Origin of the sequence: Streptomyces olivochromogenes, from assembly GCF_001514115.1 — a bacterium.
Lineage (GTDB): Bacteria > Actinomycetota > Actinomycetes > Streptomycetales > Streptomycetaceae > Streptomyces > Streptomyces olivochromogenes.
In genome coordinates, this window is record NZ_KQ948456.1 from 71,539 (window position 1) to 98,396 (window position 26,858).

23 protein-coding genes are annotated in these 26,858 nt (G+C 71.7%); 10 read left to right on the plus strand and 13 right to left on the minus strand.

The window, feature by feature from the left end; translation table 11 throughout:
* Positions 1-23: 23 nt before the first annotated feature.
* Entirely contained in the window at positions 24-602 is a 579-nt protein-coding gene (locus AQJ27_RS18075) for a hypothetical protein (RefSeq protein WP_067369575.1), read from the minus strand.
* Between the two features lie 172 nt (positions 603-774).
* Here AQJ27_RS18075 and AQJ27_RS18080 point away from each other — a divergent pair, with 172 nt between their 5' ends.
* Positions 775-1,191, plus strand: a complete 417-nt coding sequence (locus tag AQJ27_RS18080; protein WP_067369578.1) for a nuclear transport factor 2 family protein — start codon at positions 775-777, stop codon at positions 1,189-1,191.
* A gap of 13 nt (positions 1,192-1,204) precedes the next feature.
* On the opposite strand, the gene AQJ27_RS18085 is transcribed toward AQJ27_RS18080, so the two are convergent.
* Together AQJ27_RS18085 and AQJ27_RS18090 are read right to left on the minus strand one after the other, a co-directional pair.
* The gene (locus AQJ27_RS18085; protein ID WP_067369581.1) at positions 1,205-1,597 is read right to left on the minus strand and encodes a VOC family protein; all 393 of its coding nucleotides are present in this window, start codon (positions 1,595-1,597) and stop codon (positions 1,205-1,207) included.
* A gap of 4 nt (positions 1,598-1,601) precedes the next feature.
* On the minus strand, positions 1,602-2,114 hold the full coding sequence (locus AQJ27_RS18090; protein WP_067369584.1) for a DinB family protein: 513 nt from the start codon (positions 2,112-2,114) through the stop codon (positions 1,602-1,604).
* Between the two features lie 109 nt (positions 2,115-2,223).
* On the opposite strand from AQJ27_RS18090, the gene AQJ27_RS18095 reads away from it, so the two are divergent.
* Positions 2,224-3,288: an alpha-hydroxy acid oxidase gene (locus AQJ27_RS18095; RefSeq protein ID WP_079065062.1), complete on the plus strand. Its 1,065-nt coding sequence runs from the start codon at positions 2,224-2,226 to the stop codon at positions 3,286-3,288.
* 248 nt (positions 3,289-3,536) lie between these two features.
* Here the strand turns inward: AQJ27_RS18095 and AQJ27_RS60505 are convergent, their stop codons facing one another.
* Positions 3,537-3,743: a hypothetical protein gene (locus tag AQJ27_RS60505; protein ID WP_341866082.1), complete on the minus strand. Its 207-nt coding sequence runs from the start codon at positions 3,741-3,743 to the stop codon at positions 3,537-3,539.
* Between AQJ27_RS60505 and AQJ27_RS60510 the strand changes: the two genes are divergently transcribed.
* Together AQJ27_RS60510 and AQJ27_RS18105 are read left to right on the plus strand one after the other, a co-directional pair.
* Positions 3,730-4,158 carry a DUF4232 domain-containing protein gene (locus AQJ27_RS60510; RefSeq protein ID WP_341866083.1) on the plus strand — a complete coding sequence of 143 codons (429 nt, stop codon included), beginning with the start codon at positions 3,730-3,732 and terminating at the stop codon, positions 4,156-4,158. The genes AQJ27_RS60505 and AQJ27_RS60510 overlap by 14 nt on opposite strands.
* Positions 4,159-4,454: 296 nt before the next feature.
* Entirely contained in the window at positions 4,455-7,433 is a 2,979-nt protein-coding gene (locus AQJ27_RS18105; RefSeq protein ID WP_067369591.1) for a beta-galactosidase, read from the plus strand.
* On the opposite strand, the gene arfA is transcribed toward AQJ27_RS18105, so the two are convergent.
* The 9 genes from arfA to AQJ27_RS57340 all read right to left on the minus strand — a co-directional run bounded on the left by arfA (position 7,430) and on the right by AQJ27_RS57340 (position 16,634).
* Entirely contained in the window at positions 7,430-8,935 is a 1,506-nt protein-coding gene (gene arfA, locus AQJ27_RS18110) for an arabinosylfuranosidase ArfA (protein WP_067369594.1), read from the minus strand. The two genes, AQJ27_RS18105 and arfA, sit on opposite strands and share 4 nt — an antisense overlap.
* A 93-nt stretch (positions 8,936-9,028) precedes the next feature.
* Positions 9,029-9,997, minus strand: a complete 969-nt coding sequence (locus tag AQJ27_RS18115; protein WP_067369597.1) for an arabinan endo-1,5-alpha-L-arabinosidase — start codon at positions 9,995-9,997, stop codon at positions 9,029-9,031.
* Between the two features lie 39 nt (positions 9,998-10,036).
* Positions 10,037-10,894 (minus strand): carbohydrate ABC transporter permease, encoded by an 858-nt coding sequence (locus tag AQJ27_RS18120; RefSeq protein ID WP_067369601.1) that lies wholly within the window; start codon positions 10,892-10,894, stop codon positions 10,037-10,039.
* The gene (locus tag AQJ27_RS18125) at positions 10,891-11,841 is read right to left on the minus strand and encodes a carbohydrate ABC transporter permease (RefSeq protein WP_067369604.1); all 951 of its coding nucleotides are present in this window, start codon (positions 11,839-11,841) and stop codon (positions 10,891-10,893) included. The genes AQJ27_RS18120 and AQJ27_RS18125 overlap by 4 nt, the downstream gene beginning before the upstream one ends.
* Positions 11,838-13,196 (minus strand): extracellular solute-binding protein, encoded by a 1,359-nt coding sequence (locus AQJ27_RS18130; RefSeq protein WP_067369607.1) that lies wholly within the window; start codon positions 13,194-13,196, stop codon positions 11,838-11,840. The genes AQJ27_RS18125 and AQJ27_RS18130 overlap by 4 nt, the downstream gene beginning before the upstream one ends.
* A 195-nt stretch (positions 13,197-13,391) precedes the next feature.
* Positions 13,392-14,267, minus strand: a complete 876-nt coding sequence (locus AQJ27_RS18135; RefSeq protein WP_067369611.1) for an SMP-30/gluconolactonase/LRE family protein — start codon at positions 14,265-14,267, stop codon at positions 13,392-13,394.
* Positions 14,264-15,040 carry an IclR family transcriptional regulator gene (locus AQJ27_RS18140; protein ID WP_067369614.1) on the minus strand — a complete coding sequence of 259 codons (777 nt, stop codon included), beginning with the start codon at positions 15,038-15,040 and terminating at the stop codon, positions 14,264-14,266. Before AQJ27_RS18140 ends, AQJ27_RS18135 begins: the two co-directional genes overlap by 4 nt.
* A gap of 161 nt (positions 15,041-15,201) precedes the next feature.
* The gene (locus tag AQJ27_RS18145; RefSeq protein ID WP_067370541.1) at positions 15,202-16,446 is read right to left on the minus strand and encodes a PucR-like N-terminal domain-containing protein; all 1,245 of its coding nucleotides are present in this window, start codon (positions 16,444-16,446) and stop codon (positions 15,202-15,204) included.
* Between the two features lie 35 nt (positions 16,447-16,481).
* Positions 16,482-16,634, minus strand: a complete 153-nt coding sequence (locus tag AQJ27_RS57340) for a hypothetical protein (protein WP_167552120.1) — start codon at positions 16,632-16,634, stop codon at positions 16,482-16,484.
* A 293-nt stretch (positions 16,635-16,927) separates the two neighbouring features.
* Here AQJ27_RS57340 and pgfA point away from each other — a divergent pair, with 293 nt between their 5' ends.
* The 6 genes from pgfA to AQJ27_RS18175 all read left to right on the plus strand — a co-directional run bounded on the left by pgfA (position 16,928) and on the right by AQJ27_RS18175 (position 26,845).
* Entirely contained in the window at positions 16,928-17,905 is a 978-nt protein-coding gene (gene pgfA / locus AQJ27_RS18150; RefSeq protein WP_067369618.1) for a cell envelope lipid trafficking protein PgfA, read from the plus strand.
* A gap of 259 nt (positions 17,906-18,164) precedes the next feature.
* Positions 18,165-19,316, plus strand: a complete 1,152-nt coding sequence (locus AQJ27_RS18155) for a glycosyltransferase family 4 protein (protein WP_067369621.1) — start codon at positions 18,165-18,167, stop codon at positions 19,314-19,316.
* Between the two features lie 5 nt (positions 19,317-19,321).
* On the plus strand, positions 19,322-20,101 hold the full coding sequence (locus AQJ27_RS18160) for a class I SAM-dependent methyltransferase (RefSeq protein ID WP_067369624.1): 780 nt from the start codon (positions 19,322-19,324) through the stop codon (positions 20,099-20,101).
* The gene (locus tag AQJ27_RS18165; protein ID WP_067369628.1) at positions 20,098-24,660 is read left to right on the plus strand and encodes an alpha-(1->3)-arabinofuranosyltransferase; all 4,563 of its coding nucleotides are present in this window, start codon (positions 20,098-20,100) and stop codon (positions 24,658-24,660) included. The genes AQJ27_RS18160 and AQJ27_RS18165 overlap by 4 nt, the downstream gene beginning before the upstream one ends.
* Positions 24,657-26,066, plus strand: a complete 1,410-nt coding sequence (locus tag AQJ27_RS18170) for a condensation protein (RefSeq protein WP_067369631.1) — start codon at positions 24,657-24,659, stop codon at positions 26,064-26,066. Before AQJ27_RS18165 ends, AQJ27_RS18170 begins: the two co-directional genes overlap by 4 nt.
* Complete coding sequence (locus AQJ27_RS18175; RefSeq protein ID WP_067369634.1) at positions 26,063-26,845, plus strand: class I SAM-dependent methyltransferase; 783 nt, start codon at positions 26,063-26,065, stop codon at positions 26,843-26,845. The genes AQJ27_RS18170 and AQJ27_RS18175 overlap by 4 nt, the downstream gene beginning before the upstream one ends.
* The last annotated feature ends 13 nt before the right edge of the window (positions 26,846-26,858 follow it).

A 26,858-nucleotide genomic window follows, 5' to 3' on the forward strand; every position in this document is an offset into this window, starting at 1 on the left:
TCCTTCTCGTACGCAGGGGTGGTCTATCGGGGTACGGCCGTGACCGACGCCTGGGCGGCCAGCAGGCGCGCCTGGGCCCGTGCGGGATAGACCTTCGTGAAGACGGCGGGGCCGACGAGGCCGGCGACGTGGGCGGCGATGCCCACCCAGGCCGGGGCGTCCACCGCGCCGCAGACGGCCAGGCTGACGCCGATGAAGGTGAAGCCGGCACCCCAGGCACTGGTGATGTGGTTGTTGACCCGGACGAACTCCGGCATGTCCCAGTACTCGGGGGGAGTCTGGCGCTTGGCGATGCCCAGCGTGAAGGGGCGCCGGATCGCCAGGGTCCCCCAGGCGGTGGCGGCCAGCCAGCCGAAGGAGACGACGTCCGTGTGGTCCGCCAGCGCCGAGCCCGGGTCGGCGACGGCCACGGCGCCGACCACGACGAAGTACACGACGGTGCTGATCTCCAGGATCAGCGCGTCGAGGCCTACCCCGCGAGAGCGGTCCTGCAACAGGAGCAGCAGCCCCGACACAAGGCCCGCGATCGCGCCCCAGCGCCAGTCGAAGGACGAGACGACGCCGGCGACGATCCAGGGGATGAATCCGCGCAGATAACCCATGAAAGTTCCTCGGTGGAATGGAATGGACGGCTCCGGAGATGTGCTGTTCCGAAGCCACCCAGTGACCTGACACCGACTGGATGCACGGCAAGCGCGAAAGTTCGAACCCGAGAACGTGACGCCCGTCACACCTCATGCCGCACGCGACCGTACGCACACGGAAGGCCCCGCCATGACACTCGCCACCGAAGACCGCCTGGCCATCGCCGAGTTGGTCTCCCTGCACGGCCATCTCTTCGACGACGGGCGCCTCGACGAGCTGACGCAACTGTTCACCGAGGACGTCGTCTACGACGTGTCCGCCTTCGGACAGGGCGAGTTGGTCGGGATCGAGGCGATCCGGGACGCGGCCCTGGCCCTCGGCGCCGCGAACGCCGTCGCCCATCACGTCACCAACATCGTCATCACCGACGACCTCGGAGACGGCCGCGCGCGGGTGCGGTCCAAGGGGCTGGGGGTCATGGCGGACGGCCGGTGCGGATCGGTGTCGTACGAGGACGTGGTGGTGCGGCGTGCTGGGGCGTGGCGTATCGCGCGGCGGACGGTGGAGGCGCGGCGGGTGCCGTTGAACGGGGTGACGCGCGCGTAGCGCTATCGCGCGCTCAGCCCAACTCGCCCCGTTCCACGCAGAATTCGTTGCCCTCGGGGTCGGTGAGGGTGATCCAGCCGCCGCCGTCCGGGCGGGTGTGGTCGGCGACCTGGCGGGCGCCGAGGGAGAGGGCGCGGGCGACCTCCTGGGCGCGGGTGCGGCCCTGCGGCTGAAGGTCGAAGTGGATGCGGTTCTTGGCCGACTTGCCCTCGGGGACGCGTACGAAAAGCAGCGTCGGGCCGCCGGACGGGTCGCGCAGCAGCGCCTCCGGGTCGCCCGGCTTGTCGTCGTCGTCCAGCGGACGGCCGAGCAACTCGCTCCAGAACAGGCCGAGATCGTAGGGATCACCGGTGCAGTCGAAGGTGAGGGTGCGGATGGTGGGGTTCAGCCCCGCCGACTCGCCCATGGCTTCAGGCTCCCTTCTCGCCGTCGACCAGTTCCCGGACGATGTCCAGGTGGCCGTTGTGCCGAGCGGTCTCCTCGACCAGGTGGAGCACGATCCAGCGCAGGTCCATGTACCGGCCGTCGCGGAACGTGCGCTTGGCCCTGGTGTCCAGGTCGTGCTCGGCGACCAGAAGACGGTACCGGGCGCTCTGTTCCTCGTACTCGTCGAGGAGTTGGGGCAACGGCACATCGACGGCGATCCGCATCTCCGGATCGGGATCCTCCTCCGTCGCGGCCGCGATCGGCCCGTCGTCCTCCTCGCCGAGGAACATCACGTGGAACCAGTAGTGCTCGACCCAGCGCAGGTGGCTGATCAGCCCGCACAGCGTCATCAGCGGGGATCCGGGGAGCGGGGCCTGCCGCGCGCCCTCCGGCGAGACCCCCTCGCACTTGGCGCGGGCGGTGGCACGGGCGTAGTCGAGGAAGGTGGCCAGCTGGGTGCGTTCGTCCCACGCGGTGGGTGTATCGGTTCGCGTCATAGGGGTGCAGCATCACGGTCCCGCTCCTCGGTGTCGAGCGAATTAGACCGCCGAGGCGGGTGCCTGAGGCACCCTTGCTTCGTCGTACCGTACGACGAAGGGATGTCAGGTGACAGACATCGGACGCTGGATGGACGGTCTTCAGGACCGGGCCGCCGAGGTGCTGCCGGAGGACGTCTACGCGTACTTCCGGCGCGGCACCGGTCGCGGCCTGAGCGTCGCGGAGGCGACCGCGGCCTGGGACCAGTTCCGCTTCCGGGCACGGCTGTTGCGGGACGTCTCGACGTGCGACGCCTCCACGACCGTACTCGGCACGCCCGTTCGTACGCCCGTACTCGTCGCGCCCAGCACCCTGCAGCGCAGGGCCCACCCGGACGGGGAGGCCGCCACCGCACGGGGCGTCGCGGCGGCGGGATCGCTGCTGGCGGTGACCTCGAACACCGCGGTGCCGTTCGCGGACCTGGTGCCGAGCGGGGCGCCGTGGTGGGTGCAGGTGTACGTGGCCCGGGACCCCGTACTGACCATCGAGACGCTGGAGCGGGCCCTCGCCGCCGGGGCGCGAGCGGTCGTCCTGACCGCCGACACACCGGTCAGCGGGGCGCGCGGCAAACGTGGCGCGCAGGTCGACGACTTCATCGGGCCGGAAGACCTGTACGGCAACGTCACCGGGATTCCCTCGCCCGAGGCGGCGGAGCGCGCACCCGATCTGACCCTCGACGTCATCGGCTGGCTGCGTGAACGGGCCCACGGCCTCCCCGTCGTCGTCAAGGGCGTGCTGCGCGGTGACGACGCCCGGGAACTGGTGGCCGCGGGGGCGTCCGGCCTCATCGTCTCCAACCACGGCGGGCGGCAACTGGACGGGCTGGTGCCCACCGCCTGGGCCCTGCCGGAGGTCGTCGACGCGGTGGCGGGCACCGGTGCCGAGGTCTACGCCGACGGCGGGCTGCGCCGCGGCGCCCACATCCTCGCCGCCCTCGCCCTCGGCGCCCGTGCCGTGTTCATCGGCCGGCCCGTCCTGTGGGCGCTGACCGTCCGCGGCGCCGCCGGTGTGACCCGCCTGATCGACGACCTCACCGACGAACTCGTCGAGGCGATGAGCCTGACCGGCACACCGAGCGTCCCCGAACTGACTCGCGACCTTCTGTGGGCGGCTCCCCGACCGCCGCTCGATTGATCGAACGTGCGGGCCTTCGGCGGTCGAGCTGTCTCGAAATGCGCGGTGTGACCTGCTGTGTCACCGTCATGTCACAGACAGCCCGGCAGGTGAACCCCGGAAGCCGATGACGCGCTCTGAAGCGACGAGTGCCGGCGAGAGACCGGCGCCTGAACCACTTCGGGGGACTTCATGTACGGCATCGGTATCCGCAGAGTCGCGACGGCCGTGGTGACCGCGTCGGCGGCCACCCTGCTCATGACCGCGTGTCAGCCGGGCGGGAGCCCGGCGGGGGCGGGCTCTTCGCCGTCGGGCGCTCCGGTCAAGCCGGCGGCGTCCACTTCGACCTCCAGCTCCGCTTCCCCCTCCACGCCCTCCACGCCCTCCACCCCCGCCGCATCCGTCACGTCCGGCTCGCCGTCGCACACCGCGACGCCGTCCACCGGTGCGAAGGCCTGCGGGGTGTCGGATCTCAAGGCGTCCATGTACCAGGCCGCGGTGCGGCCGGACGGTACCGGGACCGGCGCGGCGATCGTCGAGTTCACCAACGTGTCCGGCAAGGCGTGCACCGTCCAGGGGTATCCGACCGTGGCGGGGGCGGGCAACGGTTCCCCCGAGAAGAACCGTCCGCTCAAGGTGACCACGACCGGGGGCGCGTCCGCGGTGAAGATCGCGGCGGGCGGGAAGGCGTGGACGAAGCTGACGTTCGTGCAGGTCCAGGGTGAGGCCGACGGCTACTGCAAGTCCGGAGCCACGCCCGCGAGCTACCCGACCCTGGTGGTGGGTGTCCCGGGTGCCGGGGCGCACCAGGTCGCGCTGACGGACGGTGTCATCGCCGAGTGCGACGACAAGGCGACGGTCACCGCCCTCTCCGCGGCCAAACCCTCCTGACCCACCCTGCCCCGGCCCACAGCGCGGACAGGGGGGCGTAGACGAGGGCGGCGAGCGGGATCAGGGACATGACCGACGCAGCGGCCGGGCGGGGGCGGAGCCTGAGGGCGGGATGAGGAACGCGATCTCCGCCGGCGTAACCCCCGTACCGGCCGTACCGCGTAATCCGCCCGCGCCGAGCCCCTCATACGGCCCTGGGGAGACCCACCCCTGTGGACAATGGCCGCACCTTGCCCCAAGTTCTCGGCTTCGCTCGAACAGGGGGGACCCCCATCCTTGTCCCCGAAAGGCCCCGCATGGCGTTGAGCAGACGTACCTTCAGCGCACTCGCCGGCACCACCGCGCTCGGCCTCACGCTCAGCGGGAGCGACGGCGCCTTCGCCCGCGCGAGCGCCCCCACCGGCCCGGCACCGGAGCCGCCCGGCGCCGACGGCACCCGCCACACCGTGGGCTTCGACAAGTACTCGATGCTGGTCGACGGCAGGCGCGTCGTCCTGTGGTCCGGCGAGGTCCACCCCTTCCGGCTGCCGAGCCCCTCCCTCTGGCGGGACGTCCTGGAGAAGCTGCGCGCCCACGGCTACAACACCATCAGCGTCTACGTCTCCTGGAACTACCACTCCCCCGCGCCCGGACAGTACGACTTCACCGGCGTCCGCGACCTCGACCTGTTCCTGCGCACGGCCGCCGAGACCGGCCTGTACGTGATCCTGCGGCCCGGCCCGTACATCAACGCCGAGGTCGACGCGGGCGGCTTCCCCGGCTGGCTGACCGCCACCCGGGGCACCGCCCGCACCTCCGACCCGACCTATCTGTCGTACGTCGACGAGTGGCTGACCGCCGTGAACCGGATCGCGGTCCGGCACCTCTACACCCACGGCGGCGGCACGATCGTCCTCTACCAGCTGGAGAACGAGTACGCGAACAACGTCACCAGCCCCCGCGGGCTCGACTACATGGCCCACCTCTACGCCAAGGTCCGCGCCGACGGCATCGACGTGCCGCTCTTCCACAACGACAAGGGGCGCAACGGCTACTGGGCGCCGGGAACGTTCGACACGGGCGGCGAGAGCGGCCGCTACCTGTACGGCTTCGACGGCTATCCCTCGCCCCTCGCGCCGCCGCCCGACTGGGGCTACTTCGGCGTCGGCGGTACGAAGGGCGGCTCGACGGCGAGCCCCGAAACCCCGGGGCTGCTGGCCGAGTTCGGGGGCGGCTGGTTCGACCCGTGGGGCGGGGTGGAGTTCGACGGGAAGGGGTACGCGGAGTCGGCGCGGACGCGTGACGCGGCGTACGAGCGGCGTTTCTACCTCACCAACCTCGCCAACGGCATCAAGGTCCACAACGTCTACATGACGTTCGGGGGGACCTCCTGGGGCTGGCTGCCCGCGCCGGTCGTCTACACCTCGTACGACTACGGCGCCGCCCTCGACGAGGCCCGCAGGCCCACCCCCAAGCTGGTCCCCATGCACCAGCTCGGGCAGCTCCTGCACTCCGTGCCCGACCTCGCCAAGCTGGACCGGGCGGCCGACATCCAGGTCGGCGCGAGGGACGGCGCGTCGGGGGCGGACGTCGGGATCACGGCGTACCACCTGGTCAACCCGGACACCAAGGCGCACTTCCACGTCCTGCGCAACGACCGGACCGACGACGTCCTCGCCACCGTCCCCCTCGCCGGGGTGGGCGTCCCCGTGCCGGTCCCCGGCCTCGACGCCCGGCTGCTCGCCGCCGGACTCCCGCTCGGGCGGCGGACGTTGAGGTACTCCAGCGCCCAGCCGATGCTGTGGCTCACCGCCGGACGGCAGGACATCGCCGTGTTCACGGGGCGCAAGGGGGAGGCGACGCGGACGGCCGTCGAGTGCGCGAGCGAGCCCACGGTCACCGTGCTGGAGGGGAAGGCCGACCACGCGTACGCGTCCGGCGCGCTGCGTGTCGACGCCGAACTCGCCGGTCTGACCCGGGTGTTGGTGGAGGGCGGCGGCACGGACGCCCCCCTCCTCCTGCTGCTCGCCGACGACGAGACGTCCGTACGGCTGTGGCGCTACGACACCCCGTCGGGGCCCGTGCTCGTATACGGCCCGGCGCTCCTGCGCACCGCCGCCCTGCGCGACACGACCGTCCATCTCACCGGGGACACCGTCGAGGCGGCCGACCTGGAGGTCTGGGGGCCGCGCGGGATGAGTGAAGTGGTCTGGAACCAGGGCACGTCGAAGACCCGGGCGACCGCCTCCGGGAGTCTGCGGGCCGAGCAGCGGCTGCCGGGGGTCGCGGCGGTCCGTCTTCCCGCGCTGGGCAACTGGCGCTTCCACGCCGAGAACCCCGAGTCGGACACCGAGTTCGACGACTCCGCCTGGAAGAGCGCGGACAGGACCTCCTCGTACAGCACCACCCCCGTACCGGCCGGGCAGCCCGTCCTCTTCGCCGACGACTACGGCTTCCACTACGGAGACGTCTGGTACCGAGGGCGCTTCACGGACGGGGGCGCCGCCGAGTCGGTGTCCCTCTCGTACGTCACGGGCACGCAGGGGCTGCTGATGGCGTGGCTGGACGGGAAACCGCTCGGCACGCACCGGATGCCGGTGCCGGACAAGTCGACGGTGCGGCAGGGAACTTGGTCCGCGACGGCCACCTTCCCCGTGCGGTACGCGAACGGACCGCACGTCCTCTCCGTCCTTGTCCGCCGGATGCAGCACGACATGGACGGCGCGGCGAAGGACACGCACAAGGCCGCACGGGGCCTCACGGCGGTGACGTTCGCCGGGGCGCGCCCGGCCGTCACCTGGCGGATCCAGGGCGGGGCGGCGCCCGACCCGGTGCGGGGGCCGCTCAACCACGGCGGGCTGTACGGGGAACGGCAGGGCTGGCATCTGCCGGAGTTCGCCGACAGCGGCTGGAAGGTCGTGGACCTCCCGCGGGCGGCGCGCGGGCAGGGAGTCGCCTGGTACCGCACCGGGTTCCGGCTCGCGATCGACCCGGGCGTGGACGCCTCGATCGGGCTCACCCTCACCGACGACCCGGCCCGCGCCTACCGCGTCCAGATCTTCCTGAACGGCTGGAACATGGGCCAGTACATCAACGACGTCGGCCCCCAGCACACCTTCGTCCTACCAGGCGGCATCCTGCGCACCCGGGGCGCCAACACCCTGGCCCTCGCCGTACTGTCCGACGGCACCACCCCGGCCGGTCCCGGCGAGGTGAAGCTGACGCTGATGGGCAGCGCGGCCGGAGGGGTGCCGGTGACAGCGGTGGACTCCCCCGGCCGCGCGCATGCCCTCTAGCCGAGCCGGATCACGTTCCAGGACAGCGGTTCCAGGACGGCGGTCAGGGTGCCGTCGTCCTGGAGGGTGGTGCCCTCGACGGGGTGCGGGGTGACCCGTTCCTGGTCCTGAAGGGTGTTGCGGGCGTCGGGGTCCGCGTCGGCGACCGCGCTGTGCTCGACGACCGCCGTCAGCCCCAGCCGGTTCAGGGCGACTTCGAGCGGCAGCGGCTCGGTCTGGCTGCGGTTGACCGCGAAGACGGTGACCGAGCCGTCCTCCGCGCGCACGGCGGTGGCGTGCAGCAGGTCGACCTCCCCGTACTTCTTCGTCTCGTACGTCGGCGACACCGCGCGGACGTCGAGGACCTCCCCGCGCCCGTACTTCGCCGCCTGCGCGAACGGGAAGAACGTCGTCTGCCGCCAGGCCGCGCCGCCCGGCTCCGTCATGATCGGCGCGATGACGTTGACGAGCTGGGCGAGACAGGCGACGGTCACCCGGTCCGCGTGCCGCAGCAGCGCGATCAGCAGGGAGCCGAAGACGACCGCGTCCGTGACGCTGTAGACGTCCTCCAGGATGCGCGGGGCCTCCTGCCAGTCCTCGACCGGATGCGGGTTCGGCCGGCTCTGGTACCAGACGTTCCACTCGTCGAAGGAGAGGTTGATCTTCTTCTTGGACTTCAGCCGGGCGCCCACGTGGTCGCAGGTCGCCACCACGTTCTCGATGAAGGACTCGGTGTCGACGGCGGAGGCGAGGAAGGAGTCCCGGTCGCCTTCGGTCTCCTCGTAGTAGGCGTGCAGGGAGATGTAGTCGACGAGGTCGTACGTCTGGGCCAGCACGGTCGCCTCCCACGCGGCGAACGTCTCCATGTCCTGTCCCGACGATCCGCACGCGACGAGTTCGAGGTCCGGCTCGATCTGGCGCATCGCGCGGGCGGTCTCGGCGGCGAGGCGGCCGTACTCCTCCGCCGTCTTGTGGCCGGTCTGCCAGGGCCCGTCCATCTCGTTGCCCAGACACCACAGGCCGATGCCGAACGGCTCCTTGTCGCCGTGCGCCACCCGCAGGTCCGAACGGGCCGTCCCGCCGGGGTGGTTGGCGTACTCCTGGAGCTCCAGGGCCTCGGCGACCCCGCGCGTGCCGAGGTTGATCGCCATCATCGGCTCGGCCTGGGGACCGATCTTCCTCAGGAAGGCGATGTACTCGGACAGGCCGAAGCGGTTGGTCTCGGTGGAGCGCCAGGCGAGGTCGAGGCGGCGGGGCCGCTCCTCCGCGGGGCCCACCCCGTCCTCCCAGTTGTAGGCGGAGACGAAGTTGCCGCCGGGGTAGCGGATGGTGGTGACGCCCAGTTCGCGGACCAGGTCCAGTACGTCGGTGCGGAGGCCTTCGGCGTCGGCGGAGGGGTGGTCGGGTTCGTAGATGCCGGTGTAGACGCAGCGGCCGAGGTGTTCGACGAAGGAGCCGAAGAGGCGGGGGTTGACCTCGCCGATGGTGAAGGCGGGGTCCAGGGCGAAGCGGGCGGTACGCATGTCTTCCTTCCGGGGGTTCGGTTTTGTCTGCGGGTCGGATGGGGCTGGGCGCGCCCACGCGGCGGAGCCGCATATTGGTACAGCCCCGCGCCCCTAAAGGACGCTTGGCCAGCCGTCTTTCGTCCAGTTGAGCCTGTTCAGGCCGAGCTTGGGGGTGCCCGAGTCATCGGCGTCGTAGTAGTGGTACGCCAGCCAGTCCTGGCCTCGGTCACGGAAGACCGACTCACCACCGGTGCCGATGTACCTGCCGTGTCCGGCCAGGAGGAGGTCGCCGCCGCCCTCCAGCAGCGGCTTGCCCGTGCTGTCGACGTAGGGGCCGGTCACCGTCGTCGATCTGCCCACCCGGATCTTGTAGGTGGAGTTCACGCCCGCACAGCAGGCGTCGTAGGAGGCGAAGAGGTAGTAGTGGCGGCCGTGTTCGACGATGTAGGGGCCCTCGACCGCGTACGGGGCGTCCGGGCGGGTGGCCAGGTGCTCCACGGGTGTGTCGGTGATCGCCTTGCCGGTGCTCGGGTCCAGTTCGACCATGCGGATGCCCGTCCAGTACGAGCCGAACGTCATCCACAGCTTGCCGTCGGCCCGGATCACCGCCGGGTCGATGGCGTTCCAGGCGTCGGTGGTCCGAGAGGTGAAGGCCGGGCCGTGATCGGTCCAGGTGCCGGGCATGCCCGTCTTCGACGTGGCCACGCCGATCGCCGAGTGGTTGGTGCCCCAGGAGGAGACGGCGTAGTAGAGCCAGTACCGGCCGTCGCGGTAGGAGAGGTCGGGGGCCCAGGGGTCGGCGGTGGAGTTGTAGTCGTACCACCAACTCGGCGGCGTGGTGAAGGCGTTGCCCGCGTCGTCCCAGTGGTGGAGGTCGGTGGAGAGGCGGGCGCCGAGGACGCCGCCGGTGGAGTAGGCGACGTAGCGGCCGTTCCTGAGGTGGGTGACCGTGGGGTCGTGGATGATCTGCTGGCCGGTGAGAGGGAGGGGGTCGGGGTAGGTGACGTCGGCCGACGCGGTGGCCGGGAGCAGGGCGATGGTGGCCGCGGCGAGCAGCGCGGCGAGTCTGAAGCGCTTCAACTCACACTCTCCTCAGGGCTGTGGTGCCTGTCGTGCCTGTTACTGGCCGGCCAGACCCGTGTGGGCGACACCCCGCACGATCTGGCTCTGGAAGAAGACGAACACGACGATCAGCGGGAGTCCCGCGATCAGGCCGCCCGCCATGAGCTGCGGCCAGACGATGCCGAAGGCGTTCTGCACGGTGGCGATGCCGTTCGGCATGGTCATCAGGTCGGGGTTGTTGGTCACCATGTAGGGCCACAGGAAGTTGTTCCACGAGGCGATGAAGGTGAAGATCCCGACGGCCGACAGCGAGGGCTTCGAGAGCGGCAGGACGAGGGTGAAGAAGATCCGCCAGCGGCCCGCGCCGTCGATGAACGCCGCCTCCTCCAGCTCGCGGGGCAGCGACTGGAAGAACTTGTAGAGGATGTAGACCATCGCTGCGGGGGCGCACTGCGGCAGGATCATGCCCCAGTAGGTGTCGACCATGCCGAGCGACTGCACGGTGGTGAAGAGCGGGACGCCGAGGATCGCCGGGGAGAACATCAGGCCCGCCATCGTCAGGGCCATCAGGACGGACTTGCCGCGGAACTCGGTGCGGGCGAAGCCGTATCCGGCGAGGGAGGCGACCAGCAGCACGATGAAGGTGACGCAGACCGACACGACCAGCGAGTTCACGAACCAGTTGGGGATGTTGCCGGCCTCGAAGACCTTCCGCCAGGAGTCGAGGGTGAAGTCCTTGGGGATCCAGTGCGGCGAGGCCACCGACTCGGCCGGGGTCTTGAGCGACGTGGACAGGGCCCACGCCAGCGGCGCCATCCAGATCACGGACAGGGCGAGGGCGACGACCGTCAGGGCGATCTGCGCGGGCGTCCAGGTGCTGCGGGGTTTGCGGAGGGTGGGAGACGGCGTGGTCATCGGGAGATGCCCTCCTCTCGGCTGCGGAGCAGCCACATCCGCCCGAGGGCGACGGCCGCGATGATGAGGAACAGGACGAAGGAGATCGCGGAGGCGTAGCCCACGCGGTAGCTGGTGAAGCCCTGTTCGAGGGTGTACTGGACGAAGGTGCGGGTCGATTCCTCCGGCCCCGGGCCGAACTGGTACATGACCACCGCCTGGTCGAAGACCTGGAGCGAGGCCAGGATCTGCAGCGCGATGACGAGGCCGGTGATGTTGCGCAGGTTCGGCACGGTGATGTGGAGCATGCGGCGGAAGGCGTTCGCGCCGTCCAGCTCGGCCGCCTCGTAGAGGTGTTGGGGGATGTTCTGGAGGGCGGCGAGGAAGAGCAGGAAGGAGAATCCGACCGTCCACCACAGGGTCGCGACGACGACGGCGAGCAGGGCCGTGGACTTCTGGGTGAGCCAGGGGGTGGTGAGGCCGAGGACGTGGTTGACCATGCCGTTGGTGGGCTGGAACAGCCACCACCACAGGTTGCCGATGACGGCCGAGGGCAGCAGGAACGGCGCGAAGAAGCACAGCCGCCACAGCCACTTGAAGTGCACGGTGTGGTGGGCGATCAGCGCCATCAGCAGGGCCACGACGACGATGCACGGGACGACGTACAGGGTGAACTGGACGCTGTGCCACAGCGAGTTCCACACCAGGTCGTCCTTGAGGGCCTCGCGGTAGTTGTCGAGGCCGACGAAGTCGGTGTGGTCGCCGGAGATGTTGGCGTCGGTGAAACTGAGGTAGAGGCCGCGGACGACCGGCAGCAGCACGAAGAGCCCGTACAGGACGAAGAAGGGGGCGACGAACCAGCCGCCGTGCTGGAAGCGACGGCCCCAGCGCACGCGGGCGGAGTCGGCGGCGGTGGTCGCGCGAGGGCGCAGGGTGGTGGCGGCGACCGTGCTCGTGGCGCTGCTCATGCGCCTGCTCCCTTCAGCTCCTGGGCGGCCGTCCTGCCGTCCATGGGGTTCTTCATGGCGAGCAGTTGCTCCAGGACGGACTTCATACGGCGGGCCGCCGCGGCCGGCTTCGCGGAGCCGAGGTTGGAGGAGGCGACGACCGGGCCGACGCGTTGCGCGAGGACGCCGGTGGAGCCGGCGAACCAGATGTGCGGTTCGGTGGCCGGGTGCTCCATGGCGGGCCTGGAGTACTCGTTCTGCGGGCTGAGCTTGAGGTAGGCGGGGTCCTTGAAGGTGGGCAGATAGGCGGGGACATGGCCCCCGACGGCCCAGGTGGTGGCGTGGGTGACCATGTAGGCGGCGAGCCGGTAGGCGCCCTCGTCGGCGGCGCCGCCGCGGCCGGACTGGTGGGGCAGGATGAAGGAGTGCGACTCGGCGTGGGTGGCCGGTCTCCCGAACACGGGGGGCAGCGGCTGGGCGCCGAAGTCGAGCTTCTCGCCGTTGAAGTACGGCACCGACCAGTTGCCCTCCCAGGTGAACGGCGACCCGGCGAGGAACGCCTCGCCGTCGGCCTCGCCGACGGTGACGTAGCCGTCGGTCACGTGCTTGCGGAAGAACTCCAGGACCTCGGTGGCCTTGTCGGTGTCGAAGGTGACGTCGGTCTGGTCGTCGTTGAAGTAGCCGCCGCCGAGCTGCTGGTAGAAGGCGACGAAGAACCACCAGGCGAAGTTCTGGTCGTTGGCGTGCAGGCCGAGGGTCTGCTGCCCGTTCTTCAGCTGCTTCTTGGCCGCCTTGAGGAGGGCGAACCACTCGTCGGTGGAGCCGGCGGCCGGCAGCCGGCCGTCGGCGTCGAGCAGGCCGGCCTTCTTGCAGACGTCCTTGCGGTAGAAGCAGAGCTGGACGTGGATGTCGAGGGGCAGGGCGTAGAGCTTGCCGCCGACGATGCCGCGCTTCCACAGCACGGGGTTGAAGTCGGCCTCCCGCACGCCGTACTTGGCCAGAAGGCCGATGTCCCAGGGGTCCAGGAGGCGGCCGGGCGCGAACCCGGGGACGCGGCCCTGGTGCATGACGGCGAGGTCCGGTGCGCGGTTGCCGGCCGCGGCCATGGCCAGCTTGGTGTAGTAGGGGCCGCCCCAGGTCAGAGTGGAGTCCTTGACCGCGATGTCCGGATGTTCCTTGCGGAAGGCGTCCACCATCGCGACCTGGTTGGTGCCGTCGCCGCCCTGGAAGAGGTTCCAGTAGCGGACTCGGGTGCGCGCGCTGGAGGCGAGCGCGTCCGCGCCGGTGCCGAGCGCGGCGAAGCCGAGGCTGCCGGCGACGGTCAGGCCGCCGAGCGCGGCCAAAACGTTCCTGCGGTTCAGGTCAGGTCGTCCCATGCCCTGCCTTCACTGTTCGAGATTCAGTGTTCGAGATTCTCTGTTCGAAATTTCGGTGATCGCTCGTAACTTCGAACGGGACCGTAAATAGGAAGCGCTTTCTCGTCAATGGTTTGCGCAAAAATCGAAGGTCCCCGTCCGGTGGTCGACGACCGGAGGGGGACCTTCGAGGGGGACCTTCGAGGGGGAAAACTGTCAGCCGGCGAACGGAGGCTGCGGCAGGCCCTTCCCGGCGCCGGGGACGACGAGCACCGAGCCGGAGAGCGGATGCGGCGCCTCCAGGCCCGTACGCGCCGTGGTGATGTACAGGTCGGTCAGGTCCGCGCCGCCGAAGGCGCAGGCGGTGGGGCGGGGGACGGGAAGTTCCACGACCCGGTCCAGCTCGCCGTCGGGTGTGTAGCGGCGGACCGCTCCACCGTCCCAGAGGGCCACCCACACACAGCCCTCGGCGTCGACGGTGAGCCCGTCGGGCCACCCCGCGCCCTCTTCGATCACGGCCAATGGGCGCCTGTTGAGCAGGCGTTGGCCGTCACCTGCGTCGAAGACGTCGACGCGGCGGGTCGGGGAGTCGATGTAGTACATCAGCCGGCTGTCCGGGCTCCAGCCCGCTCCGTTGCTGACGGCGACGTCGTCGAGGAGCGGGGTGACCGTGCCGTCGGCGGCGATCCGGGACAGGGTGCCACCGCCCGGGGCCTCGTCGTAGCGCATGGTGCCGAAGAGCAGCGAGCCGTCCGGGGCGACCGCGGCGTCGTTCGCGCGGCGGCCGGGGACGGGGTCGCGGTGCAGCCACCGGAAGCCCTCGGCGCCGCCGTACGTCGCCACGCCGTCCCGGAGATTGACGACCAGGCCGCCGCCCGCGCGGGGCTTGGCGGCGCCCACGTGCTGCTCGGTGACCATGACCGTGCTGCGCCCGGAGACGGGGTCGTAGGTGTGGACCCGGGAACCGAGGATGTCCACCCAGATGAGCCGCTGCGCGTCCGGATCCCAGGTCGGGCCCTCACCGAGGGCCGCCTCGGCGCGGATCGCGACATCGAAGGCCGTGCCGCCCGTGGTGCCGCTCGCCCCGGTCATCCCACCACGCTCCGGTGGCCGAGCCGCTCGGACAGTTCGACGGCGCCCTTCGCGGCGAGCTGCTCCAGCTCCACGCGGCGCTCGTCGCTCCAGCGGATCATCGGTACGGAGATGGAGAGCGCGGCGACGACCTGGCCCGCACGGTCGCGCACCGGGGCGGCGACGCAGCTGACGTCCGGGTTCGACTCGCGGCTCTCCACGGCGACGCCGCGGCGGCGGATCTCGGCGAGGGCCTCGCGCAGGGCGCCCGGCTCGGTGATGCTGTTCGGCGTCATCGCGACCAGGTCCGCGTTGTCCGGGATACGGGAGGTCAGCTCGACGTCGGGGAGCGAGGCGAGCAGCATCTTGCCGACGGAGGTGCAGTGGGCGGGCAGGCGCCGGCCCGCCGCGGACACCATGCGCACGGCGTGCGTGGAGTCGACCTTCGCGATGTAGATGACGTCCGTGCCCTCCAGGATCGCCACGTGGACGGTCTCGTCGCAGGTCTCGGCGACGGACCGGGCGACCTGCTGGCCCTCGGCGGCGAGGTCCAGCTGCTCGGCGTACCGGCTCCCGAGCTGGTACGGGCGCACACCGAGGCGGTAGCGTCCCGGCTGGCCGGGAACCTGCACGATGTACGAGCGGGCGGCGAGCGTGGTGACCAGCTCGTGCACCGTCGTCCGGGGAAGCTGGAGCTTGCGCACGATGTCGGGGGCGGAGAGCGTCCCGTCCCCGTCGAGGAAGAGCTCGAGTATGTCGAGAGCTCGGGTCACGGCAGGTACGAGGCGTCCCACAACCGGCCCCCTCCCTATGTTCGAAATTTCAACAGCCGATCGGCATGACGAACACAGGCTACTCATAGTGCTCTTGCGCGGGCAATGGGTGGGTAACGGTGAGGTGCGAGGGGTGACAGTGCACTGGCGCACAGGCGGAGCAGGCCGCGTGCGACGGGAGCTCAGCGGCGGGGGTGGGGATCACCCAGCTCACCGCGCAGACGCTGCGCGCGGAGTACCAGCTCCAGCTCGAACCGCCGGTCCGGATCGTCGATCTCGTCCCCCCACAGCTCTCTGATCTGGCGGAGGCGGTAGCGGACGGTCTGGGGGTGGACACCGAGCCGCGCGGCCACCTCCGGCGCACCTCCGCGCGTCTCCAGCCACGCCAGCAACGTCTCCGCGAGACGCCGCCCGTGCGTCGGCCCGCAGTGCGCGAGCGGCGCCAGGCAGCGCAGGGCGAGATCGTCGATCAGCTCCTCGGGCTGGAGGAGCACCAGGGCCTCGGTGTGCTCGGTGCAGTGCAGCACCTCCCCGCCGGGCAGCAGCCGCCGCTCCATCAGCCGTACCGCCGCGTCCGCCCAGCGCAGCGACTTCGCCGCGTCGGCCAGCGGCACCGGCGGCCCGATCGCCCCGGACCACCCGGTCAGTGCCCGGTGCAGCAGCTCCGGCCGCCCGGCGGCGTCCGGCTCGGGCACCACCATCCGCGGCTGCTCGTACTCCATGTCGAGCAGCACCCCCTGCCCGACGGCGGGCGCCACGGCCTCCCGCGCCGGCCGCAGCAGCACCCCGACGGCGACCTTGTCCGGCAGTGGCCAGCCGATCCGCGCGGCCCGCTCGACGAGCGCCTCGGCGGGGTCGCCCCGGTGGTGGTGCTCGGCGAGCAGCAGTTCCATCAGACGCCGCTGGAGGCGGAGGCGCTCCCCCGCCTGCCGGGCCGCGGCCTCGGCGTAACCCCGTACGGACTGGTCCACCAGACCGTCCAGGTACTCGTATCCCGCGTCGACGAGCTCGTACATCGCCGGTGGCGGGATCTCGACCCGCTGTCCGATCTCCGCGAACCGGCGCCAGGCGAGGCGGACGCCCAGCCGGTAGATCGCCTGCAGCGAGTCGAGGCTGCGGCCGTGCAGTCCCTCGCCGCGGCCGAACTCCTGGAAGACCTCGGGATGGACGCGGGGTCTGCCCTCGGCCGTCTCCAGGTGCTGCACGAAGACCTCGATGGCCCGGCGGATGCCGACGAGGGCCATCGGCTCGCCGGAGTCGTCGAGGACGAGGGGCAGGTTCGGGTACTCGCGGCGGATCTCCCGGAGGATCTCCTCGGCGAGATCCGGCGCCTCGGCCAGGGCGATCGCCGCGAACTGCCGCACCTGGGCACGGGGAACGTCATGCCAGGCCGAGCGTATGGCGACGGTCCCGTGGCCGGCCTGCACCTTCCGGTCCGCCTCCGGCGCGCCCCGCGGCACGGTCAGTGCTCCTGGTCGGCATGTTCGTACGTGATCAGGGGCGTGTTCGGCTGATCCGGGGTCGCGTCGAGCAGCGCGACGATGCCGAGTGCGGCACCCACGGCGAGCGCGGCGGCGGCAGCGACGGTGAGTACGGCGGCCAACAGTCTGGACATCGCAGGGTGAGCCTCTCTGTCGGAGGTCGTCCCCACCCGTTCCCGTGATCCGCGCAGCCCGTTTCGCCGGTCCCGTCCGGCAAGTCCTCAGTCTCGACAATGCATTGACACTCCGTCAAGGGTGCCCGTACGGTTCCCGGCCCATACCGCACGTGCACTTTCCCTCCTGGTGTCGACGCACCCGTATCACCGCGTTCCACCCGTATCACCCGCATCACCCGTGACCGGCCGTGATCAGCCGTGAGCCGTGATCACTCGTGCGTCGAGCCTCCTCACGCCCCTGGAGTGCCCGGATGCGCCGGAAACCCTCACCCTTCGCACTGGTCCTGCTCGGCCTCGGCACGTTTCTGCTCGTACTGGCCCCGATGCTCGCGTGGTACGTGGAACCGCGGGCCGCCGTGAACCCCGTCGACATCGACACGACCGCCGTCTACACCGGCACGGGCGCCTATTTCGACACCGCCCAGATCCAGACCCTGTTCGACAAGCGGATCACCATCACCCAGCAGGTCAGAGGCGATGTCGCCGACAGTGAGCACAGCGGGCGCGCCGTCTGGGACGTGACGACGACGGTCGACACGGACAAGTCGCTGCCCGCGGCCGACCCGTACGACGCGCTGGAGTTCTTCCCGAACCGCTGGGTCACCGACCGGAAGACCAACCAGCCGGTGCACTGCTGCCAGGAGAACCCGCGCTTCGAGGGCGACGCCTACCTCAAGTTCCCCTTCGACGTGCAGAAACACGCGTACCGCTGGTGGGACAACTCCCTCGGCGCACCCATCACGCTGGCCTACCGGGGCACCAAGAAGATCCAGGGCTACACGGGTTACCGCTTCACCGGCACGGTCCCCCCGACGAAGATCGGCTCCCGGCTGGTGCCCGGCAGCATCGTCGACCAGCCCGCTCGCCCCCAGGTGCTGGCCGAGGAGTGGTACTCCAACCACGGCATCGAGCTGGTCGTCGACCAGCGCACCGGCCGGGTGCTCTACGCCCAGGTCGGTCCGCGCAGGACGCTGCGCGCCCCGGGTTCCACGTACGACTCGACGCTGCTCCTGGACGCCGACAAGCTGGCCTTCACCACGGCCACCCAGAAGGACCAGGTGAAGCAGGCGAAGAAGGAGAGCGGCCAGCTGCGTCTGCTGGGGCAGACGTTGCCGATAGGTGCGGGTGTGCTCGGGTTCGTCCTCGCCGCCGTGGGGGGCGTTTTGGTGGTACGAGGGCGACGGGATCCCGGTTCGCCCGGTAACTCCCCTTCACCACTCACGATGTGATGGCCTGTCAGCTCCACAAAGCCCGGAATTTGTCACCTCGGTGAGTAGCAGCTTCCCAGCGCCGGGCGAAAACTATCCACCCCCACCCGAGCACAGCCCGCCCACACTCCCGTGACAGCCGGTACCCGCATCCCCCACAGATCGGCAGATTCACCCCCGTCAGATCGGCGGATTCACCCTCGAAGCGACCGACCCGCCCTACGACCCACGCCCTACCCCCCACGCTGAGTTCCGCACCCTGAGACGAGTTGGAGCACCCATGCCCCAGCACGTGCCCTCCCCGCTGCGCGCCGCGGTCCCGCGCGACGCGCAGTCCCTCCCGGCGCTTCCCCCACCACCGCGCCGCATCGTCTTCCTCGCCCACCGGGACCTGGGAAACCGGTCCGCGGGCGGATCCGAGATCCTCGTCGACCGGCTCGCCGAGGGGCTGACCTCGCTCGGCCACCAGGTCACCCTGGTGTGCGGCGGGCCCGCGGCCTACCACGACTACCGGGTCGTCTCGGCGGGCGGCGACCTGGGCCACTTCCTGCGCGCCCGCTCCGCCTTCCACCGTCAGGTCGGCGGCTGCGACCTGCTGGTCGAGGTCTGCAACGGCATGCCGTACCTGGCGCCGCTCTGGCACCACGGCCCCACCCTGTGCCTGGTCAACCACGTCCACACGGATCTGTGGCGGATGCGGTTCGGCGGTCCGCTGGCGCCCGCCGCCCGGATCGGCCGAAGACTCGAACACTGGGCACTGGCGGGCGCGCAGCGCGGCAATCTGCTGGTCGCCGTCTCGCCGTCGACGGCCCACGCGCTGCGCGCGATCGGGGTGCAGCGGGAGCGCATCCGGGTCGTGCACAACGGGGTCGAGGAGCCGGGCCCACGCGCCGAGCGCTCGCCGGAGCCGCTGTTCGTGGCGATGGGACGGCTGGTCGAGTACAAGCGGATCGATCTGCTGCTGCGGCTGTGGGAGCGGGTCCGTCCGGTCACCGGCGGCCGGCTGGTGATCGTCGGCGACGGTCCCGAGCGGGAGAGACTGGAACAACTGGCAGGCCCAGGCGTGGAGTTCACCGGTCGGGTCTCGGAGGCCGAGAAACACCGGCTGCTGTGCGCCGCGTGGCTGCTGCTGCATCCCTCCGCCGTGGAGGGCTGGGGCCTGGTGGTCACGGAGGCGGCGGCGCGCGAGACCCCGGCGATCGCCTTCGACGTGCCCGGGCTGCGCGACTCCGTGGTCGACGGCGAGACGGGCGTGCTGGCGCGCGGCGAGTCCTCCTTCGCGGCGGCCTGGTGCACCCTCGCCCTGTCCACCCACCGCCGCACCCTCATGGGCAAGTCCGCCCGCGACCGCGCGGCCCAGTACCGCTGGAACAACACGGTGCGCCAGTTCAGGGCGGTGGCCACGGAGGCGGCCACCTCCTGGCGGAGGTGACGCCCATGGACGGCGACCCCGAAATACCCCGCCGAGCCCCTACCAAAAACGCACCCCGCGTCTGGAAGGACCCCTCCTTCCGGCGTTCGTTCGCGCTGTTCAGGGCCTTCATGCGGGAGCAGGACGATCCCGAGGGCTGCTACTCGTTGCTGGCCCGTGACGCCGCCGACCAGGTCGAGGCGTACGGCGGCGTCGAGGGACGTACCGTCGTGGACGTCGGGGGCGGCGGCGGGTACTTCACCGCGGAGTTCCGGCGGCGCGGCGCACAGGCGTACCTCTTCGAGCCGGACGTACGGGAGCTGGGGGCGAAGCCCGACGGCTCGGCGGTCGTCGCGGACGGGTATCTGCTGCCGCTCGCGGACGGGGTCGCCGACGTCACCTTCTCCTCCAACGTCCTGGAGCACGTGGCCGACCCGCAGACGTTCCTGAGCGAACTGGTGCGCGTCACCCGGCCCGACGGACTGATCTACGTCTCGTTCACCAACTGGCTCTCCCCGTGGGGCGGTCACGAGTGGGCGCCCTGGCACTACCTCGGCGCGCGGCGGGCGCGGGCCCGCTATCACCGCCGTACCGGAAAGCCCGCCAAGCACACCCTCGGCGAGAACCTCTTCGCCGTGCACATCGGCTCCACCCTGCGGCAGGTGCGCGCCCGCGACGACGTCACGGTCGTCTCGGCGCGCTCCCGCTACTGGCCCATCCTCGCCTCCGCCGTCACCAGGGCGCCGGGGCTGCGGGAGTTCGCCACCTGGAACCTCCTCCTCATCCTCCGGCGGTGTCCACCATGACGACCACGGTCCAGGCTCCTCCCCCGGCGGCCGTCCGCCCCGTCTCGACCACGTCCGGCCCCCCGCACGGGCCACGGTCCAGGCGCTGGCTGCTGGGGTTCTGGGCCGTGGTGTTCGTGCTGTTCCTGGCCGTGCACCCCGGACGCATGACGTTCGACACCAAGCTCGGTGTCGCGCTCGACCCGTGGCAGTTCCTGTCCGACCTGGGCCAGTTGTGGCACGACCGGGGCGGCTTCGGCGGCATCCAGGACCAGTACGTGGGTTACGTCTGGCCGATGCTGCCGTTCTACGGCCTGTGCAAGCTGATCCACCTCCCGGTGTGGCTGGCGGAACGGCTGTGGCTGTCGATCGTCGTGTCCGTCGCCTTCTGGGGCGCCCTGCGGCTGGCCGAACGGCTGCGGATCGGCAACGGTTCCTCCCGGCTGCTCGCCGCCGTCGCGTACGCGCTCTGGCCGGTCTTCACGATCGTCGTCGGCTCGACCTCCGCCGCCGCGCTCCCCGGCGCCCTCCTCCCCTGGGTCCTGCTCCCCCTCACCGACGAGCGCTACAGCGCCCGCGTCGCCGCCCTCCGCTCGGCGCTCGTCGTCCCCTTCATGGGGGGCGTGAACGCGGCGGCGACCCTCGCCTCGCTGCTCCCCGTCGGCCTGTATCTGCTGTCCCGTCCACGTGGACCCCGACAGCGCAAGCTGATCACCTGGTGGGTGCCGGGCGTGATCCTGGCGACGGCCTGGTGGGTGATCCCACTGCTGTTGCTCGGCGTCTACGGCGAGAACTTCCTGCCGTACGTGGAGACCTCGGAAACCACGACCGCCACCATGTCGGCCACGGAGTCCCTGCGCGGCGCCGGGAACTGGGTCGCCTACCTCCACTTCGGCGAGGCCTGGCTGCCGGCCGGCTGGACCGTCGCCGCCTCGGTGATCGTGATCGTCTGCTCGGCGCTCGCGGCGGGGCTGGGTCTCGCCGGGCTCGCCAGACGTGACATGCCCGAGCGCCGCTGGCTCGTCCTGACCGTGCTGTCGGTCGCGCTCCTGACCCTCGCGGGGTACGGCGGCGCGTTCGGCGCGCCCTTCCACGGCGTCGTCCAGGACTGGCTGAACGGCTGGCTGGTCCCCTTCCGCAACATCTACAAGTTCCAGACGGGCCTCGCCCTGGCGCTGGTGTTCGGCCTCGCGCATCTCGTCGGGGTCGCCGCCGAGCCGCGCGGAGCCCGTCCCGTACGCGGCCGCCGCTACGCGCCCCTGGTCGCGGCCGTGCTGATCCTGCCCGGCCTCGCCTGGCCGTATCTCAACGGGTCGATCCTCAACCCGGGTTCCTTCCAGCAGCTCCCCAAGTACTGGCAGACCACCGCCGACTGGCTGAAGAAGTACTCCCCCGACTCCCGTGCCCTCGTCGTCCCCGCCACCGCGCACGGCCTCTACACCTGGGGCTCCCCCATCGACGAGCCCCTCGACGTGCTCGCCGACTCCCGCTGGGCCGAGCGGGACTACGTCCCCTTCGGCACCCCCGGCAACCGGCGCGCCATGGACGCCGTCGAGCAGGCGCTCATGACCGGCAGTGACGTCCCCGGCCTGGGGGACTATCTGAGCCGGGCCGGGCTCTACTACGTCGTCGTCCGCAACGACCTCGACCCGGACCAGGTCGGTTACGTCCCGACCCAGACCGTGAAGCGGACCCTGGAACAGTCGGGCTACGAGCGGGTCACCGGCTTCGGACCGGTCGTGACCGGCGGCCGGATCGCCCACGACGCCCCGCTCCAGGTCGAGGGCCTCTACCCGCGCGAGCGCGCCGTCGAGATCTACGAACCGGCGGGCAACGGCGCACCGCGCCCCGGGCAGGCCTCCCTGAGCGCCATCGCGGACACCGCCGTCGTCTCCGGCGGTCCCGAGGCGCTGCTGCCGCTGGCCGCCGATCCCGCGATGCGCGGCCGCCCCGCCGTCCTGACCGGCGACAACCATCCCGGCCTCGGCACCGCCGCCATCCAGGTGGTCGGTGACGGGCTGCGGCGCGCCGACACCCGCTTCGGCCTGGTCAACTCCAACACCTCGTACACGTACACGCCCGACCAGCGCAACGACAGCGGCAGCGCCCAGGACGCCGGCAAGAAGCCGCACCAGATCCTGCCGACCAAGGGCATCCAGCACCAGACGGTGGCCGAGCTGCGCGGCGCCCGCTCGGTGACCGCCTCCTCCACCGGCAACTGGCTGTTCCACCTCCCCCAGTACGACCCCGTGAACGCCTTCGACGGCAACCCCGACACCGCGTGGGCGGAGGGCGCGTCCGGTTCCGCGAACGGGCAGTGGCTGCGGATCCGCTTCGAGGGGTCCCTGGACATGCCGAAGTCCTTCAAGGTCACCCCGCTGCCGCAGGACGGCATGCGGTCCGCGGCGACCCGGGTCCGGGTGGAGACGGAGAAGGGCTCCGCCACCAGCTATCTCGAACCCGACGGCACGACCCAGTCTGTCAAGGCGCCCGCCGGGTCGACGGGTTGGATGAAGCTGACGATCACCGACTCCACCGCGCAGCGCGCCGGCCTGACCGGCGCGGGCTTCTCCGAGATCGCCCTCCCGGACGTCCAGGTCACCCGCCTGCTGAAGCTCCCGACCGACGCCGCGGGCTCGGACGCCGCCGCCGAGATCGTCTCCCTGCACCGCACCACCGACCCAACCGGCCTCGCCCCCACGGGCACGGAGGCGGGCCTGCACCGCACCTTCTCCACCTCGACGGCGGGATCGTACGAGGTGAACGCGAGCGCCGTCGCGATCACCGGCGACGCACTCGACAAGCTGCTGTACGACGTCTCGCCCCAACAGCCGAACCGGATCGTCGCGACGGCCGACTCCACGTCGGCCCTCGGCCCCGGCCTCGACGCGCGCAATCTCACGGACGGCAACCTGACCACGGCCTGGATCGCCGGGGACAGGCCGACGATCCATCTGAGCTGGCCCGACAAGAAGCCCGTCTCGTCCATGGTCCTGGCCGCGGCCGGCGGCCTCTCCACCCGCCCGACGAAGATCGAGATCCGCTCCCCGGACGGGGACACCGTGGCCGACGTCGACGAGAACGGCTGGGCCCGCTTCGACCCGATCACCACGAACCACCTCGACATCACCGTCACCGGGACGGCGCCGCTGACCCTCCACAACCCGGTCGCGGGCGCCGACCTGCGACTGCCGGTCGGCCTGACGGAGGTGTACCTCCCGGCCCTCGCCGAGTACCGCACCACACAGGCCCTGGAGACACAGGAGTTCTCGCTCCCGTGCGGGAAGGGGCCGACGCTCGCGGTCGACGGGAAGCTGTACGCGACGAGCGCGAAGGGGACGGTGGGCGACCTCGCCGAACGGCGGCCGGTCCAGCTGACGCTGTGCCAAGAGGGTTCCTCGAACCCCGCGTTGGACCTCGGATCCGGCTCGCACCGGGTCGAGGCGGGCGACGCCGGGCCCCTCGCGGTCACGGACGTCACCCTCACCCGAGGGACCGTCGAGCCCGCCGCCGGTGCCGGACGCTCCCTGCGGATCGTGGACTGGCTGGGCGACCGCCGCGAGGTGAAGGTCGGCTCCGGCGCCGCCTCGTACCTCACGACGTACGAGAACTACAACGACGGCTGGCAGGCCACGCTGGGCGGCAAGAAGCTGACGCCCCTGCGGCTCGACGGCTGGCAGCAGGGCTGGCGGATCCCGGCGGGCGCGGGCGGCACGGTCAAGTTGTCGTACGAGCCCTCGACGACGTACGAGGCCGGGCTGATCGGCGGCGGGGTCGGCGTGGCGGCTCTCGCGGGCCTCGTGCTGTGGCGCCGCCGCGAGGCCAACCCCGACGAGCCACAGCCGACGGCGCCGGATGCCGGGCTCTGGCTCGGCACGGTGGCGCTCACCCTGGTGGGCGTGGTCATCGCGGGACCGTTCGCGCTGCTGGTCCCCGCGCTGGCGCTGCTCGCCCGGAAACGGCACGCGCTCCTCGTACCGATCGCGTTCCTCGCGCTCACCGGAGCGGGGATCGCGGCCGCCACGGGCGCCGGGTCGCCACCGGGCGCGAGCGAGGGCGCGTTCGGGCCCGCGGCGCAGTTGCTGGCGTTGATCGGGCTGTTCGCCGCGTTGGTGAGCGTCCAGGAGCCGCCCGGCGCGGCACCGCGGGGCTCCCGCCCGGTCTCCCCGCTCGGCCCGCCCCCGGGCTCCCAGGCCCCGACGGCACCTCTCCCCCGACGCCGCCGCGGCAAGAACGGCGGCCCCGGGGCCGCACCGGACACGGCGGCCGGATCGGCCGGGGAGGCAGCGGGCGGCGAACCCGGGTCGTCCGAGCCGACCGGAGCCGAGCCCACTGCACCGGCCCCCGGGCCCGACCGTGCCTCCAGCCCGACCATCTCCGCACGCGGCCCGGGTTCCGCCCCGCCCGAGGCGGGCGCGGGCGACACGGGTGCCGGCGCGGGTCACACGGGTGCCGGCGCGGGTCACACGGGTGCGGGCGAGGCGGTCGCGGGCGAGGCCGATCCGCCCACCGCACGGATCGCCTTCCGCAAGGCGGGGAACCCGGCGGACGACGACACGGGAAGGGGCGAACCTCGATGACCGCGCTGGAGCACCCGGCACGGGACGGTACCGACGGACCGTCCCGGCGCCCCGCCCGCGTGCCGTTCCCCGTCGTGGACGAGGTCTCCCGGCACTGTGTCCAGGAGGAGGAACCCGAGACCGTCCACATCGAGGTCCACCTCCCCGGCCGGCTGGACCCCGGCCGCCTCACCACGGCGTTCACCGAGGCCCTGCACCGTCACCCCCGCATCCTGATGCGCGAGGCGGCGGGCCCCTGGTACCGCCGCCGCTACGAGTGGGAACTCACCCCCGATCCGGACCTGGAGGTCGTCTCCTTCCCGCCACCGGGCCCGGGCGCCCTCCAGCACGCACGGACCCGCGCCCTGCTGACCGCCCCGCCCCTGACCGCCGCGCCGCCCATCCGCCTGGAGGTGGTCGACGGCGCGGGCCCGCCGGTCGGCAGCGAGGCGACGGACGCGGTGGGTACGGCGCCGCGTGCGGTGGGCACGGCGCCCCGTACCCACACCGGCCCCCGCCCCAAGGGCACCGTCCTCTTCCTCACCGTCAACCACACCGCCCTCGACGGCCCCGCCTGCCTCCGCGTCCTCGCCACCGCCGCGGAGCTGTACGGAGGCAAGGACAACTCCCCGACCGCACCCCCCGTACGACCGCCCGAGGTGCAGGCCAAGGCCGTCCAGGTCGACACCCCGTCCACCTGGACCCCGCCCGCCCGCGTGGCCCACGGCACCCCGGAGCCCTCGCCCGGAAACGGCCTCCTGGTCACCGAACTCGGCGTCCCGCACCGCCCCAAGGGCTCCCCGTACACCGTGAACGACCAGCTCATGGCGGCCACCGCCCTGATGATCACGCACTGGAACAGGGAACACGGCGCCCGCCCGCGCCCCCTGCGCATCACGATGCCGGTCGACGACCGCCCCCGCGGCACGGACATGCCCATCGGCAACGGGACCCGGCTCGTCGAAGTCCCCTTCTCCGTCGAAGAGTTGGACGCCGGGCGGATGGGCGAGCTGCTGCGCCGCACTGCGGAACGCACCCGCGCGCTCAAGTCGCTGCCCCGGCCCCAACTCGGCCACGGCGCCGCCCTCCTGACCGCCCCCGTGGTCCCGGTCGCCTGGCGTGCCGCCCTCACCCGGGGCCTGCGCCGCGCGGCCGGCCCCTGGACGTCGACCACGCTGCTGAGCAACATCGGCCGCATCCCGTACGCGCTGGACTTCGGCGCGGAGGCGGGCCGCGCGCACGCGGTGTGGTTCTCGGCGCCCGCCCGGACGCCCCGCGGCCTGACCGTCACCACGGCGTCCACCGCGGGCCGTCTGCACGTCGCCCTGCGCTGGTCGCGCACCCTGCTCAGCCACGGCGACGGCGCCCACCTCCGCGACCTCTTCGAGCACTATCTGCACGCGACGGAGGAGGACCGCAGCCGATGACGCCCACGACCTCGACCCCCACCCCTGCCCCCACCCCTTCCGCCGACTCGGCAACGGCCGCCGCCCGCCGGGGACTTCGCGACTTCTACGAAGATCCGAGCGTCCCCGTCGCCTCCGGCACCCCCCGCAGCCTCCGCCAGGCCCGGATGCTGGCCGCCGCGCTCGGCCCCGCCACGGCCGGCGCGCGGACCGTGCTGGACATCGGCTGCGGCGACGGCACCGCCGCCGCGACCGCCGCACCCCTGCTCGCCGGACACCGTCTCGTCGGCGTCGACTGGTCGCAGGACGCCCTCAGACGCGCCCACGCCCGGCTGCCGTACGCGATCCGCGGCGAACTCACCGACGGCGGGCTGCCGTTCGCCGACTCCTCGGCCGACGCCGTCCTGTTCAGCGAGGTGATCGAGCACCTCGTGGACCCGGACGGCGCCCTGGACGAGATACGCAGGGTCCTGCGCCCCGGCGGCCACCTGATGCTCTCCACCCCGAACCTCGCCGCCTGGTACAACCGCGCCCTGCTGCTCGCCGGTGTCCAGCCCGTCTTCTCGGAAGTGAGCCTGCGCGCGATCCACGGGCGCCCGGGGCGGGAGGTCGTGGGCCATCTGCGGCTCTACACGGCCCGCGCGCTGCGGGAGTTCGTGACCGCGGCGGGCTTCGAGGTCGTACGGCTGAGCGGGGCGCCCTTCCACGGCGTACCGCGTCCGCTGCGCCCCCTGGACCGACTGGCCTGCGCGGCGCCGGCCCTCTCCTCCATCCTGCTCCTGCACGCCCGAAGGACGTAGCCCATGTGGTGGG